Below are 15842 nucleotides of genomic sequence, written 5' to 3'. Positions count from 1 at the left end.
TCATGACGCCGGTCACCGCATTCAAGGGCAAATCCGTCGCCGTCTTCGGGTTGGGCGGCTCGGGCTTTGTCACGGCCCAAGCGCTCGTCGCAGGCGGAGCGCGCGTAAATGTTTGGGACGACAATGAACACGCGCGTGAAAAAGCGCGCGCCGCCGGTCTCAGAATCGAGAATCTGGCGGCCGCCGACTGGAGCGTTTTCGAAGCCCTCATTCTCTCTCCCGGCGTTCCGCTGACGCATCCGGCGCCGCACTGGACCGTCATCAAGGCGAAGGAGGCTGGGATCGAGGTCATCGGCGACATCGAACTCTTCTGCCGCGAGCGCCGAAAAATCGCGCCCGGCGCGCCCTTTGTGGCGATCACCGGCACCAATGGGAAATCGACGACGACGGCGCTGGTCGCGCATCTTTTTTCGAGCTTTGGCTTTTCCGTCGAAATCGGCGGCAATATCGGCACGCCCATTCTGGCGCTGGCGCCGCCCGACAAGTCGCGCGTCCATGTGATCGAATGCTCGTCCTACCAGATCGATCTTGCGCCTTCTCTAGATCCTTCAGTCGGCATTTTGCTGAATGTCACGCCCGATCATCTCGATCGTCATGGGACGATGGAGAATTACGCGGCGATCAAGGCGCGGCTGGTCGCCGGCGCCGATCACGCCGTCATCGGCGTCGACGATGAATTCACCCGCGCCATCGCGGCCAGATTGCGCGAGGCCGGACGCGAGATCACGCTGGTTTCGGCGGCGGGCCAGAAATTCGACGAGGGCATCATCTACGAAGGCGGCCGCCTTTTTCGCCGCGAAGGGGGGCGTTCCGATCTCATCGCCGATCTTGCAGGCGTCGCATCGCTTCGCGGCGCGCATAATGGCCAGAACGCCGCCGTCGCGATCGCCGCCCTGGGGGCGTTGGGGCGCGATCATGCGCGCGTCGCCGCGGGCCTCGCCTCGTTTCCCGGCCTCGCCCACCGCCTCGAAGAAGTCGGGCGGCTGGGCAAAGTGCTGTTCGTCAATGATTCCAAGGCGACCAACGCCGACGCCGCGGAAAAGGCGCTGCTCTCCTTCGATGAGATCTTCTGGATTCTTGGCGGCCGCGCCAAGCAGGGCGGCATCGAGCCGCTGCGGCCATTGTTCGGCCGCATCGTCAAAGCCTATTTGATCGGCGAGGCGAGCGAGGCTTTCGCGCAGACGATCAGCGGCGCTTTTCCTGTCGAGTTTTGCGAGACGCTGGAGAATGCGGTCCCGAAGGCGGCGGAGGACGCGAGGGCCAGCGCGCTCGAAAGTCCCGTGGTCCTGCTGTCGCCGGCCTGCGCCTCTTTCGATCAATTTCCCGATTTTGAAAAAAGGGGCGACCGTTTCCGCGCGCTTGCGAAGGCTTTGATGGACAAGCCATAGCCCGAAGAAGGAAAGGTTAACCAAAAGCGTACAAAATCGCTCCGAATCGAGAGTCGGGGCGAATAATCGGGGATCGGCACTATGGCGTCGCGCGCGGAACGATCGGCTTTAGCCAACTGGTGGTGGACCATCGACCGCTGGATGCTCGCCGCCATCGCGGCCCTGATCGTTCTCGGCCTCGTCCTTACCATGGCGGGGAGCCCGCCCGTGGCTGAGCGTCTCGGCTTGCCGACCTTCCATTTCGTGCACCGTCAGGCGCTCGCCATGATCCCGACGATCGCGGTGCTGCTGCTGAGTTCGTTTCTGACGCCGAGGCAGGTGCGCCGCGCCGCGTTGATCATTTTTATCGTGGCGATGGCGCTCATCGTCGCGGCGCTGCTGTTCGGCCATGAGGTCAAGGGATCCCGCCGCTGGATCTTCGGCATTCAGCCGTCCGAATTCCTAAAGCCCGCTTTCGTCATTCTCGCCGCCTGGGCCTTCGCGGAAGGCGGCAAACGCAAGGACGTGCCGGGCAATCTGATCGCTCTCATGTTGCTTCCGCTGACCATCATTCCATTGATTTTACAGCCGGACTTTGGTCAGACTCTGCTCATCTCGATTGTCTGGTCGGCGCTTTTCTTTATGGCTGGCCTGCATTGGTTCTGGGTCGTCGGCATCGGCGGCGCGGGCTTCGGCGGCGTCCTGCTCGCCTATAAATTCGTGCCCCATGTGCGCGTGCGCGTGCTGAAATTCCTTGATCCCGCTGCCGGCGGGGGCATCGTCGACACGTTTCAGGTCGACACGGCGCTCGACAGCTTTCTGTCCGGCGGATGGTTCGGGAAGGGGCCGGGCGAGGGCACAGTCAAGCGCATCCTCCCCGACGCCCATACTGATTTCATCTTCGCGGTGACGGGGGAGGAATTCGGCATCGCCGCCTGCCTTTTCATCGTCGCCCTCTTTGCCTTCATCGTGTTGCGCGGGCTCGTCATGGCGGATCGCAATGAGGATCCGTTCTGCCGCCTCGCCGCCGCCGGCCTCGTCATGATGTTCGGCATCCAGAGCGCCATCAACATGGCGGTCAATCTGCATCTGATGCCGGCGAAAGGCATGACGCTGCCCTTCATCTCCTATGGCGGCTCGTCGCTCGTCTCTTTGGCGCTCGGCATCGGATTTCTGATCGCGGTGACGCGCAAGCGGCCGGGATCGCGCATGTTCGCCAGCGCAGGGGCGCAGGACGAGCGTTACGCATGAGCGAGCAAGGCACGAAGTTTGAGCGCCCCATTCTTCTGGCGGCGGGCGGCACGGGCGGCCATCTCTTCCCGGCCGAAGCGTTGAGCAACGCCCTGTCCGCGCGCGGCTACGCCATTGAACTCTTCACTGACTCGCGTGCGGAAAAATATGGCGGGGCTTTTCCGGCGCGGGCGATTCACATTGTCAGCTCGGCCTCGCCGCGCAGCGCCAGCCTGTTGTCGCGCGCCGCGGCGGCCTTCGCGCTGGCGCGCGGAACCTTCGAGGCGCGCCGTCTCATCAAGCGCATTCGCCCGCTCGCGCTCGTCGGTTTTGGCGGCTATCCGAGCGTGCCGCCAGTGCTCGCGGCGACGCAACTCGGCGTGCCGACGGTTCTGCATGAAGGCAACGCCGTCATTGGCAAGGCCAATCTGTTTCTGAGCCCTCGCGTTGACGCCATCGCCAAGGGGTTCGAGACTCTTAAAGGCGTCAGCGCGGCGATCGCGGCGAATGCCCATCTGACGGGCGACCCGGTGCGGCCAATGGTGATCGAGGCGGCGAAAATCCCGTTTCCGGATTTTGCCGGGGGCAAGCTGCGGCTGCTCGTCACCGGCGGCTCGCAGGGCGCGCGGATCATGTCGGACGTGGTTCCCGCCGCGATCGAGCTTCTGCCGGAAGAGGCGCGCAAAAAGCTCATCCTCGTGCAGCAGGCGCGCCCTGAAGATGAAGAGCGCGTGCGCGCCGTCTACCGGCGACTTGGCGTCGCGGCCGACGTCAAATCGTTTTTTTCCGATCTGCCGCGCCGGATCGCCGCGTCCCATCTCGTCATCGCGCGCGCCGGGGCCTCGACCGTCTCGGAACTCGCCGTCATCGGACGCCCGGCCATCCTCGTGCCGCTGCCGCATGCGCTGGATCAGGATCAGGCCGCCAATGCGGAGCAGTTTGCCTTGAGCGGCGCCGCGACGGTCGTCCCGCAGAGCGCATTTTCGCCGCAATGGCTCGCCAATGCCATAAGCTCGGCGCAAAACGACGCCGAGGGCCTCGCAAGGCGCGCCGCGGCGGCCAAAGGATCGGGGATCGCCGACGCCGCCGACCGGCTCGCCGACCTTGTCCTGCGGGTGGCGGCTGACACGGAGAATAAAACCAGGCGATGAAACTTCCGCACGAATTAGGCCCCATCCATTTCATCGGCATCGGCGGCATCGGCATGTCCGGGATCGCCGAGGTATTGCTTAACCTTGGCTATTCTGTGCAGGGCTCCGACGCCAACGAGAACGCCAATGTCCTGCGTCTGCGCAAGAAAGGGGCGATCGTCCACATCGGTCATCGTGCGGAAAATCTCGGCGACGCCGAAGTCGTCGTCGTTTCGACCGCGATCAAGCGGGATAATCCGGAACTCGGAAGCGCCCGTGAAAAGCGGCTGCCAGTCGTGCGCCGCGCCGAAATGCTCGCCGAACTGATGCGCCTCAAGCAATGCGTCGCGATTGCCGGGACGCATGGCAAAACGACGACGACTTCGCTCGTCGCGACATTATTGGAGGCCGGAGGGTTCGATCCGACCGTCATCAACGGCGGCATCATCAACGCCTATGGCACCAATTCGCGGCTTGGGGCCGGCGACTGGATGGTCGTCGAGGCCGACGAGAGCGACGGCACTTTCCTCAAATTGCCGGCCGACGTCGCGGTGATCACCAATATCGACCCGGAGCATCTCGATCATTTCGGCACATTCGACGCCATCAAGAAGGCGTTCCGCGCCTTTGTCGAAAACGTCCCTTTTTACGGCTTCGCGGTGATGTGCCTCGATCATCCGACGGTGCAGGAGCTCGTCGGCCAGATCGAGGACCGGCGCGTCATCACCTATGGCGAGAATCCGCACGCCGACGTGCGGCTTGTCGATATTGATCTTTCCGGCGGCATTTCGCGCTTCAGCGCGCTCATTCGCGACCGCAAGACGGGCCGTGAGATGACGATTGAAAAGATTTTGATGCCCATGCCCGGCCATCATAATGCGTTGAACGCCACCGCCGCGATCGCGGTCGCGCATCAGCTCGGCATGAGCGCGGACCAGATTCGCGGGGCGCTCGCGGGCTTTGGCGGAGTCAAACGGCGTTTTACTCGCACCGGCGAGTGGAAGGGCGCGATCGTTTTCGATGATTACGCGCATCATCCCGTCGAAATAGCCGCCGTGCTGAAGGCTGCCCGGGCATCGACCAAAGGGCGCGTCATCGCCGTCGTGCAGCCTCATCGCTACACGCGTCTGCATTCGCTGTTCAACGAATTTGCGAGCTGCTTCAACGACGCCGACGCGGTGATCGTGGCGGATGTCTATCCCGCGGGGGAAGCGCCGATCGAGGGCGCCGACCGCGACAGCCTCGTCGCGGCGATCAGGGCGCGCGGGCACCGCCAGACGCTGCCGTTGCAAAATCCCGGCGAACTCGCGGGCATGATCCGTCAGCTCGCCAAACCCGGCGATTATATCATTCTGCTCGGCGCCGGCAACATCACGCAATGGGCCTATGCCCTGCCGGGCGAACTCGCGGCGAAGGCGGCGTGACGCCCGCTTGTCGCTTCGCGCCATCGTTATGGCCCTTAAGCCCTCCGCCAGAGAAGGGTCTCAAAGACGCGCCTCTAGCCAGGAGGGCGGGCCGCGACGGGCATCTTTCCAGAGCTGAGCGCTTCATCCTTCGAAACGGCGCTTCCGGCCGCTTCAGGGTGAGGGGCTGCGCGCCTCAAGACGGACTTTGATATCGTGCTTCAGAAGCCGCATTCCGCGCCGTTTGCCGACCTCATTACGAATCTGCGCGAAGCCATGCCCGATTTGCGCGGCGCGCTCCTTGCCAATGCGCCGCTTGGGGCGCTGACCTGGTTTCGGACCGGCGGCGCCGCGCAGGTTCTTTTCGAGCCCCAAGACGAGGCGGATCTTTCCTATTTCCTTCAGCGGCTCGACCCCGCGCGGAGCGTGCTCTTTCTGGGCGCCGGCTCCAATCTTCTGGTGCGCGACGGCGGCATCGAGGGCGTCGTGATCCGTCTTGGCCGTCCGTTCGAGACGATCACGATCGAGGCGACTTCGATCAAGGCAGGCGCCGGCGCGCGGGACATGAAGCTCGCTTTGTCCGCCGCCAGGGCTGGCGTCGCGGGACTGAGTTTTCTGCGCGGCATTCCGGGCTCGATCGGGGGCGCCCTGCGCATGAACGCGGGGGCCTATGGCGCCGAGATCAAGGATTGCCTCGTTTCCTGCCGCGGCGTTGATCGTGGCGGACGCATCCATACCTTCAGCAATGCCGACATGGGTTTTTCCTATCGCCACAGCGGCGTAGATCAGGGCGTGATCTTCACTGAGGCGACGTTTGCGGGCGTTGCGGGCGAGGCGGAAGCGATCATGGCCCAAATGAACGACATCTCGCAGCAGCGCACCAAAACGCAGCCGGTCAATACGCGCACCGGTGGCTCGACGTTCAAGAATCCGCCCGGGCGCAAGGCCTGGGAGCTGATCGACGCCGCGGGCTGCCGGGGCCTTGCGATCGGGGACGCGCAGGTCTCCGAACTGCACTGCAATTTTTTGATCAATCACGGTTCAGCGAGCGCGGCTGATCTCGAGGCTCTTGGCGAAGAGGTGCGCGCGAGAGTGCTCAAAACGAGCGGCGTTACGCTCGAATGGGAGATTTTGAGGGTGGGGACCGCTTGAGCGGCCGATCCGAAAGCTTGCGCAGCAAGCGTCTCGAAGGACGAGGGACGCGCGTTAAAATTTCCGCCGCCTTCCACACAATTCAACTGGATTATTGCCATGACCAAACATGTCGCCGTGCTGATGGGCGGGCTGTCCGCCGAGCGTGAGGTTTCGTTGCGCTCCGGCGAGGCTTGCGCGAAGGCTCTTGAGGCCGAAGGGTTCAAAGTCACGCGGCTCGATGTTGACAGGCAGATCGGCGAAAGGCTCGCGGCGCTGAGGCCCGATGTCGCCTTCAACGCTCTGCATGGTCGTTACGGCGAGGATGGCGTCATCCAGGGCATTCTCGAAATGCTCGCCATTCCCTATACTCATTCGGGCGTTCTCGCCTCGGCGCTCGCCATGCGCAAGGATCGCGCCAGGGATGTGCTGCGCGCGGCCGGCGTTCCCGTGGCGAAGGGCCTGACCGTCGATCGTCTTGAGGCGGCCAAGCGCCACGTCCTGCCGCCGCCCTATGTGGTGAAGCCGCTCAGCGAAGGCTCCTCCTTCGGCGTCATCATCGTGCGGGCCGATCAGGCGCATCCGCCGCAGGAGTTAACGCGCGCCGACTGGTCCTACGGCGAGAAACTGCTGATTGAGAGCTTTGTCGCCGGACGCGAACTGACTTGCGCCGTCATCGGCGACAAAGCCTATGACGTCATCGAAATCCGGGCGGCCGATGGCGGCTGGTACGATTACGACGCAAAATACGCCCCCGGCGGCTCCATCCACATCCTTCCGGCAAATCTTAAAGAATTTGTTTACCAAAATGTACAAGAGTTAGCTCTTGTGGCGCACAGGGCGCTCGGCTGTCGTGGGGTAAGCCGGACCGACTTCCGTTACGACGATTCTCCTGGGGGAACAGGGGAACTCGTCGTGCTCGAGGTCAACAGCCAGCCCGGAATGACCGAGACCTCCCTCGTGCCCGAGATCGCCGCTTTTGCCGGCATGTCTTTTGGTGAGCTTGTTCGATGGATGGTCGAAGACGCTTCCTGCGATCGTTAAAAGAATCGCAGACCGGATTTGCGCAGATGGCCCTCGCCATGCCGGCGCTCGCCGGCGGAGCCTTGAGCCGCCGCGCGCCGGAGGCGCCGCGGCTGAAGGCGCGCGCGCGCGCAAGACGCCCGAGGATCGGCGTTCATCATCGCATCATTGAACGGCTGAGCCAGCCGGGCGCAACGTTCTGCTTCATCGCCACGCTGTTTCTCGCTACCGGCGTCTATGGCGCCATAAAAGGCGGCGAGTATGACGCGATGGTCGCCGCCGATGGCGAGCCCGCCGACATTCTCGCCAAGGCGCTGGGTTTCAACATCAAGGCCGTGACGATCGCCGGTCAGAGCGAGATGACGGAGGCTGAAATTCTCTCCGTCTCCGGAATCGGGCCGCGAAATTCGCTCCCGTTTCTCGATGTCGCGGAGGTTCGCGAGCGGCTGCAAAAGGTGCCTCTCATCAAGGAGGTCAGCGTCACCAAGCTCTATCCCAATCGCCTCCTGATCGAGGTCGAGGAGCGCCAGGCGTCGGCTCTCTGGCAAAAGGATGGCGTGTTGAAGGTCGTCGCCGCCGACGGCATGACGATCGACGCCATGCGCGACCGGCGTTTCGTCAACCTTCCGCTCATTGTCGGCGACGGCGCCAATATGAGACTTGGCGAATATCTGGCGTTGCTCGAGGCCGCCGGAGATCTGCGCGAAGAAATCCGCGGGGGAGTGTTCGTATCCGGCAGGCGCTGGAATTTGAAAACGACCGATGGCGTCGACATCCTCCTCCCGGAGATCAACCCGCAGCAGGCGATCGCAACGCTCGTCAGACTGCAGCGCGAATCGCACATTCTCGATAAGGCGGTGCTGTCGATCGATCTGCGCGAGCCGGATCGCCTGGTCGCGCGGATGACGAACGAGGCCGCGGCCGATCGCGCCGAACACGATCCGCATAAACCGAAGCCGAAAGGCGGTCAGATATGAACTCCGGCGTCATGCCGCCGCGTCTGCGACCCCTGTCGGAGCGCAGAAGCGCGATTCTTTCGGTCCTCGACATTGGAACGTCGAAAATCGTCTGCCTGATCGCACGGCTCAATCCGAGCGGAACATCCGAGTCTCTGCGCGGACGCACGCATCGCTGCCGCATTCTTGGCATCGGCCATCAGCGCTCACGCGGCATCAAAGGCGGCGCGGTCGTCGATATGGACGCGGTCGAAGAAGCGATCAGGCTCGCCGTCGACGCCGCCGAGCGCATGGCCGGGGTCGAGGTCGAAAGCGTCATCATCAACGCGACGGGCGGCCGGCTCGGCTCGCAGTTGTTCGACGCCAAGGTCGCGATCGGCGGCCGCGCCGTCGGGCAGGCCGACATCCATCGCGTCCTGGAGGCGTGCACGGCGCGCGGCGGCCGCGACGGCCGCGCTGTGCTGCATTCCCTGCCGATCGGCTTTTCGATCGGGGAAACCCGCCGCATCGAAGATCCAAGAGGCATGATCGGCGACGAGCTCGGCGCCGACATGCATGTTTTGAGCTGCGACGCGGCGGCGGCGCGCAATCTGATGCTGGCGGTCGAGCGCAGCCATCTGCGCGTCGACGCCATGGTCGCGACGCCCTATGCGGCGGGGCTTTCAACGCTTGCCGACGATGAAGCCGAACTTGGCGTCGCTCTCATCGACATGGGCGCCGGCACCACCTCGGTCGGCGTCTTTTCCGGCGGCAATCTGACCTATGTCGACGGCTTCGCGCTCGGCGGCAATCATGTCACGACCGACATTGCGCGCGGCCTCAGCATCAGGCTCGCCGACGCCGAACGGCTGAAGACCCTTTATGGCGCGTGCCTGCCCTCGGCTTCGGACGAGCGCGAGACCATTGCCGTCGTCCAGGTCGGCGAGGACGGCGAGCATCCCGCTCATTTGCCCAAGGCCAATCTGATCTCCATCATCAAGCCGCGCGCCGAAGAAATCCTCGAACTCGTGCGCGACCGGCTGAAAGCCGCGGGCTTTCCGGCCCATGCGGGGCGTCGGCTCGTTCTGACCGGCGGCGCAAGCCAACTCACCGGCATGCCCGAAGCGGCGAAGCGCATCATTTCGGGTCAGGTCCGCCTCGGCCGTCCACTCGGCGCCCAGGGGCTTCCGGAATCGGCGAAGAGTCCGGCCTTCTCGGCGGCGGTCGGCCTCCTCGTCTACCCGCAAGTGAGCGGCAATGAACATTTCAGGCCCTCGCGCGGCGCCAATGCGCCGGCGCCCGAGGCTGACGGATACATCGGCCGGGTTGGCCGGTGGCTGAAGAGTAGTTTCTAATCAAATTCTGGGCGAAGCAGGAAAGGTGGCGGCCTTTCCTGTTTCGTCAAATGAAGCAGAAAATCAATCCTGGGCGACCTTGACCGGCGCTCCAACGTCGAGAGGCCAGACGATGACGATCAATCTCAAAGCACCCGAGCTCAGGGAACTCAAGCCACGCATCATGGTGTGCGGCGTCGGCGGGGCCGGCGGCAACGCCGTCAACAACATGATCGTTTCGGGACTGATCGGGGTCGACTTCATCGTCGCCAATACCGACGCCCAGGCGCTCACCGCCTCGCGCGCCGAGCGCATCATCCAGATGGGTCTCCAGGTGACCGAAGGCCTCGGCGCTGGATCGCAACCCGAAGTCGGCCGCGCCGCCGCCGAAGAGGCGATCGAGGAAATCCGCGACCATCTGACCGGCGCCCATATGTGCTTCGTCACCGCCGGCATGGGCGGCGGCACGGGCACGGGCGCGGCGCCGGTCATCGCGCGGGCCGCCAGAGACATGGGCATATTGACGGTCGGCGTCGTCACCAAGCCGTTTCAGTTCGAAGGCTCGCGTCGCATGCGCGTCGCCGAGGCCGGCATCAACGAGCTGCAAAAAGCGGTCGATACGCTCATTATCATCCCGAACCAGAACCTGTTCCGCATAGCCACCGAAAAGACCACTTTCGCCGACGCCTTCGCGATGGCCGACCAGGTGCTCTACTCGGGCGTCGCCTGCATCACCGATCTGATGGTGAAAGAAGGCCTGATCAACCTCGACTTCGCGGACGTTCGCGCCATCATGCGCGAGATGGGCAAAGCCATGATGGGCACCGGCGAGGCCTCGGGCGACCGCCGCGCCATTCTCGCGGCCGAAGCCGCGATCGCCAATCCTCTGCTCGACGAAGTGTCGATGAAGGGCGCGCGCGGCCTCCTCATCTCCATCACCGGCGGCAACGACCTGACGCTCTATGAGGTCGACGAAGCGGCGGGCCGCATTCGTCAGGAGGTCGACGAAGACGCCAACATCATCCTCGGCGCCACCTTCGATTCGAGCCTTGACGGCATCGTCCGTGTTTCCGTCGTTGCGACGGGCATTGATCAGCCGGCAGGTTCCTATGAGCTGAACGCCGCCGAAAGCCGCATTACCGAGGTCGCCAATCGTCTGCGCGCGCAGACCGCGGCGCGTCCGATCGAGACGGCGCCGCAGCCGGTCTTCGAAGCGGCGGCGCCGGAGTCTTACGCTCCGCCCGCCCGGCAGGCCTATGAGGAGCGCGTCCCCCACGCCCCGGCGCAGCAGCAATATGCTGCGCCTCATCCCGGCAAGCAGGGGGTCTACATTGAAGAGTCGGCGCCGCCGCAGCATCGCTACGCCGAGCCCGCGCCGCAGCAGGCCCATGCGGTCGATCATTTCGAGCCGGGTCCGTTCATCCCCGGCGCGCCCGATTCGCCGATCGTCCGCCCGCAAAGGATGCCGCAGATCGACGACCTGCCGCTGCCCGCGCAAAATCAGATCCGCGCCCATCGCGGAGAGCCGCCGCTGCAGGCCCATCCCGAGGCAAAGCGCCGTTCGCTGCTGGAGCGCCTCGCGTCTTTCGGCGCGGGCAAGCATGAAGAAGGCGCGCACCCGGCCGCGCATGAACGCCCGGCGCCGCAGCAGGCGCGCCCGCAGGCGCCCTCTCCGGCGCAGCAGCGGCCACAGCTGCCAAATCCGGTCCATGCCGAATATGGCAAGCGCCCGCAGCAGCCGGCGCCCCAGCGCGCCCCGCAGCCGCAGCTCGACCCGCATGGCAGGGTCGCCTATCAATCGCGTGAGGAGGATCAGCTCGAAATTCCCGCCTTTTTGCGCCGTCAGTCGAGCTGAAGCGCGGCAAAACGAACGACGGCTTGGCCAGTCGGCGCTCTGGCCGGCCGGCCGAGGCGTCGAAACATGACTTAAGCGCGGCGGAACGCCTGAAATTGTGCCATAAAAACAAGAAGATGGCGCTGAGATCAGGCGACGCGCCGCAGCCTTATCTGGTCGTCCCCTTCAGAGCCGCGCTCGAAAATGTGAACGGACAGGCGGGGCGAGCTTTCGGCGCCACACTAATGCCGTTGTGTCGCCTCACACCAAAGCAGGCGCATGCGCGGCGGTTGCTTTAGGCGGCGGTTGCGTTAGGAATGCGTTGATCTGGACACTCCCAGGCGATGATCGAGCACGCTGCATGACCTATGCCTCCAATGACGTTCGGCCGTCGCCGCCACGGGCCGCGCCCCGGCTTTTGCTCAGGATGAGCGCCGCTTGCGCGCTTGCGCTGACCGCTGGCGCATGTTCGGGACTGGATTCGCTGAATCCGATGAATCTGTTCGGCGGCGATAAATATAAGACCGAGGTCGTCAAGGATACGCCCGCCGATCAACTCTATGACCAGGGCCTCGCCCGGCTGAAAAGCAAGAATTACGACGGCGCCGCGAAGACATTCGCCAATCTCGACAAGCAATATCCCTATTCGCAATGGCAAAGGAAAGGTCTGTTGATGACCACCTTCGCCCAATATCAAAACGGCAGCTATGACGACGCCGCCGGTTCGGCCAAGCGCTATATCGGGCTTTATCCCAACGCGCCCGATGTCGACTATGCCTACTACCTCCAGGCGATGTCCTATTATAATCAGATTCCGGACGTCAGCCGCGACCAGGAGCGTGCGGCGAAGGCTGCGGATCTGTTCCAGCAGATCCTCGATAAATTCCCCAAATCCGAATATGCCGAGGACGCGCGCTACAAGCTTCAGGTTGCGCGCGACCAGCTCGCCGGCAAGGAAATGATGGTTGGGCGCTATTATCTCAATCAGCGCAATTTCATCGCGGCGGTCGGCCGCTTCCGTGAGGTTCTGGCAAAATACCAGACCACCCGCCACGCCGAGGAAGCTTTGATGCGGCTGACCGAAGCCTATCTGGCGCTTGGGCTTCCGCAGGAAGCCCAGACGGCGGCGGCTGTTCTCGGCCACAATTATCCTGATTCGGTCTGGTATAAGGACGCCTATGCGCTTCTGAAAACCGGCGGGCTGGAGCCGAACGAGGATAAGGGCTCCTGGATCTCCAAGGCTTTCCACCTCGGCTGAGGTTTTCAGCGCTTCCCTTTTGGTGCGTTCTATTGCATTTTCCGTAGGCGATCCTCTATCCATATCGCTTGAAAATGCTCTCGCTTTTTGAGGCGCCCGCGCCGAGCGACGCAAAGATTTCTCTGGCTCGTGCGGGGAGGCGTCGGCCGGATGCTGGTTCAGCTCTCCATCCGTAACATCGTCCTGATCGACCAGCTGGATCTGACGTTCGGCGGCGGCCTCACGATCCTGACCGGCGAGACCGGCGCCGGCAAATCGATCCTGCTTGACGCCTTTTCCCTGACGCTCGGGGCGCGCGGCGACGGCGCCTTGGTCCGGGAAGGCGCGGCGCAGGGCCAGGTGACGGCTGCCTTCGACCTTAGCCCCGATCATCCGGCCCTTGTAACGGCGAACGCGCAGGACATCGAGACTGATGGCGGCCTCATCCTGCGGCGTGTGCAATTGGCGGATGGCCGCACGCGCGCCTTTGTCAACGATCAGCGCGTCACATCGCAGGCGCTGCGCGCGATCACGCGGGAGCTTGTCGAAATTCATGGCCAGCACGACGATCGCGCGCTCGTCGACGCCACGACCCATCGCCAGCTGATCGACGCATTTGGCGGCCTTGACGCCCAGCTTTCAAAAGTCCGCGCGGCGCACGCCGAATGGCGTCGCCTCATGGCTGAACGGGCGCGCGAGCAAGCGCGCATCGAGCAGGCGCGCGCAGACGCCGATTACCTGCGTCACGCCTTCGCCGAGCTCGACAAGCTGAAGCCCGAGGCGGACGAAGAAGAGGCGCTGGCGGCGCGACGCACGGCCATGATGCAGGCCGAAAAGGTGACGGCCGATTTGCGCGACGTGTTTGAGGCCGTCGCCGGCGATCATTCGCCGATGTCATCGCTTTCCGCCGCCTTGCGCCGGCTGCAGCGCCGGCAGCCGCAGGCGCCGGCCCTGATCGAGCCGGCCGCGCTGGCGCTTGATGGGGCCCTCGGCGCCCTGGACCTCGCGGGGCAGACGCTCGAACAGGCGCTGCGCGACGCTGATTTCGATCCGCGCGAACTGGAGCAGGTCGAGGAGCGGCTATTCGCCCTGCGCGCCGCAAGCCGCAAATATTCGGTTCCTGTCGCCGGGCTTTCGCAACTGGCGGAGACCTTCGCGGCGCGGCTTGGCGATCTCGACGCAGGGGAGGCGAAACTTCGCGCGCTCGCCGCCGCGGTCGCCGCGTCGGAGGCCGATTATTTCACCGCTGCGAAAAGCCTGTCGGAAGCGCGTAAATCCGCGGCCGCCGAGCTCGATCGTACGGTCAACGCCGAACTCGCGCCGCTGAAGCTTGAAGGCGCGCGCTTCTCCACTGCGATCGCGCCTGAGCCGGCCGGCCCCGAAGGCGTCGACCAGATCGAGTTCTGGGTGCAGACGAATCCTGGAACGCGGCCGGGTCCTTTGATGAAAATCGCCTCGGGCGGCGAGCTCGCGCGCTTCATGCTGGCTCTGAAAGTGGCGCTCGCCGACAGGGGCTCGGCTCCAACTCTCGTCTTCGACGAAATTGATACGGGCGTCGGCGGCGCCGTGGCCGACGCCATTGGGCAGCGCCTGTCCCGGCTCGGAAAGCGCGTGCAGGTTCTGGCCGTCACGCACGCGCCGCAGGTCGCGGCGAGAGCCGAGGACCATTTCCGCATCGCCAAGGACGCGGCGGAGCCCGGCCGCGTCGCGACGCGCGTGCTGGCCCTCGGCAAGGACGCGCGGCGGGAGGAAATCGCCCGCATGCTGGCGGGAGCAACCATCACCGATGAAGCGCGCGCCGCCGCCGCCCGGCTGCTGCAAGGCTCGAGATGATTCCCGATCTCGCCAGCCGCGTTCACGATCATTCCTACCGCGTCGATCCGATCATTCGCACGCTGCTCGACACGGATTTCTACAAGTTCCTGATGCTGCAGATGATCTGGAAGCTGAAGCCGGACGTCCACGCAACGTTCGGACTGCACAACCGATCGGGCGCCGTCAGGCTCGCGGACTGCATCGACGAGAAGGAGCTGACCGCACAGCTCGACCATGCGCGCTCGCTGCGCTTCCAGAAAAATGAGCTGATTTGGCTCGCCGGAAACAGTTTCTATGGCCGGACCAAGATTTTCGAGCCGGGTTTTCTCGAATATCTCGGCGATTTTCGCCTGCCGCCCTATCAATTGTCGCGTCGCAACGGCGAATTCGAACTTCGCTTCGAGGGGCTTTGGCGCGAGACGACGATGTGGGAAGTGCCGGCGCTCGCCATTCTCAATGAATTGCGGGCGCGCTCGGCCATGTTCAGGATGGGCCGTTTCGAGCTCGACGTCCTCTATGCGCGGGCCAAGGCGAAGCTCTGGAGCAAGGTCGAACGCCTGCGGATTCTGGCGCGCGAGGGGCCGCTGAAAATATCCGATTTCGGCACGCGCCGGCGGCACGGATTTCTGTGGCAGCGCTGGTGCATCGAGGCGCTCCGGGAGGGCGTCGGCGAGGCCCTGATCGGAACCTCGAACGTCAAGCACGCGATGGACCTCGGACTCGAGGCCATCGGCACCAATGCGCATGAGCTGCCGATGGTCTACGCAGCTCTCGCCGAGAACGACGCGGCCCTGCGCGAGGCGCCGTTCACCGTGCTCGAGGACTGGTCGCGCCTTTATGATGGCAATCTTCTCGTGCTTTTGCCCGATACGTTCGGAACCACGAATTTTTTGAAGGCGGCGCCGGATTGGGCTGCCGACTGGACGGGCGCGCGCCCTGATTCAAAGCCGCCGATCGAAGGCGCGGAGGAGTTGATCGACTGGTGGAAGGCGCGGGGCCGTGATCCGGGTCAGAAACTGATCGTTCTCTCCGACGGCATGACGATCGATTCGATCGAGGCGAGCGTGCGCCATCTGCGCGGCCGGGCGCAGGTTTCGATCGGCTGGGGCACCAATCTCACCAATGATTTCGCCGGCTGCGTGCCGCATGGCGCCGATGTCGATGTGATGCCGCCTTCGCTGGTGTGCAAAGTGATCGAGGTCGAGGGCCGTCCGGCGGTAAAACTCTCCGACAATCCGGCGAAGTTTTTGGGGCCAAAGGACGAGATCGCCCGCTATGAGCGGGTATTTGGCTATCAGCCGGGCGTGTGGCGGCAGGCGTAGGCGCAAAGCCTGGCGCGCCTGTGGTCATTGCTCGCCGACGCCCATTCAGCTCTGACGCCATTTGCCTGCCTTCTCGGCTTC

General features: G+C 64.2%; 12 protein-coding genes. All 12 read left to right on the top strand.

Annotated features, from left to right (window positions below; genetic code table 11):
• The first annotated feature begins 2 nt into the window (after window positions 1-2).
• Window positions 3-1388, top strand: a complete 1386-nt coding sequence (murD, locus tag MPC4_RS02620) for a UDP-N-acetylmuramoyl-L-alanine--D-glutamate ligase (RefSeq protein ID WP_174511144.1) — start codon at window positions 3-5, stop codon at window positions 1386-1388.
• A gap of 81 nt (window positions 1389-1469) precedes the next feature.
• Window positions 1470-2618 carry an FtsW/RodA/SpoVE family cell cycle protein gene (locus tag MPC4_RS02615; protein WP_174511143.1) on the top strand — a complete coding sequence of 383 codons (1149 nt, stop codon included), beginning with the start codon at window positions 1470-1472 and terminating at the stop codon, window positions 2616-2618.
• Entirely contained in the window at window positions 2615-3748 is a 1134-nt protein-coding gene (gene murG / locus MPC4_RS02610; protein ID WP_174511142.1) for an undecaprenyldiphospho-muramoylpentapeptide beta-N-acetylglucosaminyltransferase, read from the top strand. Before MPC4_RS02615 ends, murG begins: the two co-directional genes overlap by 4 nt.
• The gene (murC, locus tag MPC4_RS02605; protein WP_174511141.1) at window positions 3745-5151 is read left to right on the top strand and encodes a UDP-N-acetylmuramate--L-alanine ligase; all 1407 of its coding nucleotides are present in this window, start codon (window positions 3745-3747) and stop codon (window positions 5149-5151) included. The genes murG and murC overlap by 4 nt, the downstream gene beginning before the upstream one ends.
• A gap of 195 nt (window positions 5152-5346) precedes the next feature.
• On the top strand, window positions 5347-6282 hold the full coding sequence (gene murB, locus MPC4_RS02600; protein WP_280514709.1) for a UDP-N-acetylmuramate dehydrogenase: 936 nt from the start codon (window positions 5347-5349) through the stop codon (window positions 6280-6282).
• 99 nt (window positions 6283-6381) lie between these two features.
• The gene (locus MPC4_RS02595; protein WP_174511140.1) at window positions 6382-7305 is read left to right on the top strand and encodes a D-alanine--D-alanine ligase; all 924 of its coding nucleotides are present in this window, start codon (window positions 6382-6384) and stop codon (window positions 7303-7305) included.
• Window positions 7306-7331: 26 nt separating this feature from the next.
• Window positions 7332-8261: a cell division protein FtsQ/DivIB gene (locus MPC4_RS02590; protein WP_342343601.1), complete on the top strand. Its 930-nt coding sequence runs from the start codon at window positions 7332-7334 to the stop codon at window positions 8259-8261.
• Window positions 8258-9574, top strand: a complete 1317-nt coding sequence (gene ftsA, locus MPC4_RS02585; protein ID WP_174511138.1) for a cell division protein FtsA — start codon at window positions 8258-8260, stop codon at window positions 9572-9574. The genes MPC4_RS02590 and ftsA overlap by 4 nt, the downstream gene beginning before the upstream one ends.
• 112 nt (window positions 9575-9686) lie before the next feature.
• On the top strand, window positions 9687-11408 hold the full coding sequence (gene ftsZ / locus MPC4_RS02580; RefSeq protein WP_174511137.1) for a cell division protein FtsZ: 1722 nt from the start codon (window positions 9687-9689) through the stop codon (window positions 11406-11408).
• 340 nt (window positions 11409-11748) lie between these two features.
• A complete protein-coding gene (locus MPC4_RS02575; protein WP_425312413.1) occupies window positions 11749-12645 on the top strand; it encodes an outer membrane protein assembly factor BamD in 897 nt (298 codons plus the stop codon).
• A gap of 150 nt (window positions 12646-12795) precedes the next feature.
• Window positions 12796-14457, top strand: coding sequence for a DNA repair protein RecN (gene recN, locus MPC4_RS02570; RefSeq protein WP_174511136.1), 1662 nt, complete (start codon window positions 12796-12798; stop codon window positions 14455-14457).
• Complete coding sequence (locus MPC4_RS02565) at window positions 14454-15761, top strand: nicotinate phosphoribosyltransferase (protein ID WP_174511135.1); 1308 nt, start codon at window positions 14454-14456, stop codon at window positions 15759-15761. The genes recN and MPC4_RS02565 overlap by 4 nt, the downstream gene beginning before the upstream one ends.
• Window positions 15762-15842 lie beyond the last annotated feature (81 nt).

The organism is Methylocella tundrae (assembly GCF_901905185.1).
Taxonomy (GTDB): Bacteria; Pseudomonadota; Alphaproteobacteria; order Rhizobiales; family Beijerinckiaceae; genus Methylocapsa; species Methylocapsa tundrae.
This window is presented reverse-complemented; position numbering and strand designations above follow the sequence as displayed.

What these genes read in the sequence shown, in the direction of transcription:
- murG (WP_174511142.1), top strand. Translation starts at nt 2,615, where the DNA reads ATGAGCGAGCAAGGCACGAAGTTTGAGCGCCCCATTCTTCTGGCGGCG.
- MPC4_RS02615 (WP_174511143.1), top strand. Translation starts at nt 1,470, where the DNA reads ATGGCGTCGCGCGCGGAACGATCGGCTTTAGCCAACTGGTGGTGGACC.
- MPC4_RS02565 (WP_174511135.1), top strand. Translation starts at nt 14,454, where the DNA reads ATGATTCCCGATCTCGCCAGCCGCGTTCACGATCATTCCTACCGCGTC.
- MPC4_RS02590 (WP_342343601.1), top strand. Translation starts at nt 7,332, where the DNA reads ATGGCCCTCGCCATGCCGGCGCTCGCCGGCGGAGCCTTGAGCCGCCGC.
- MPC4_RS02595 (WP_174511140.1), top strand. Translation starts at nt 6,382, where the DNA reads ATGACCAAACATGTCGCCGTGCTGATGGGCGGGCTGTCCGCCGAGCGT.
- murC (WP_174511141.1), top strand. Translation starts at nt 3,745, where the DNA reads ATGAAACTTCCGCACGAATTAGGCCCCATCCATTTCATCGGCATCGGC.
- recN (WP_174511136.1), top strand. Translation starts at nt 12,796, where the DNA reads ATGCTGGTTCAGCTCTCCATCCGTAACATCGTCCTGATCGACCAGCTG.
- ftsA (WP_174511138.1), top strand. Translation starts at nt 8,258, where the DNA reads ATGAACTCCGGCGTCATGCCGCCGCGTCTGCGACCCCTGTCGGAGCGC.
- MPC4_RS02575 (WP_425312413.1), top strand. Translation starts at nt 11,749, where the DNA reads ATGACCTATGCCTCCAATGACGTTCGGCCGTCGCCGCCACGGGCCGCG.
- murD (WP_174511144.1), top strand. Translation starts at nt 3, where the DNA reads ATGACGCCGGTCACCGCATTCAAGGGCAAATCCGTCGCCGTCTTCGGG.
- ftsZ (WP_174511137.1), top strand. Translation starts at nt 9,687, where the DNA reads ATGACGATCAATCTCAAAGCACCCGAGCTCAGGGAACTCAAGCCACGC.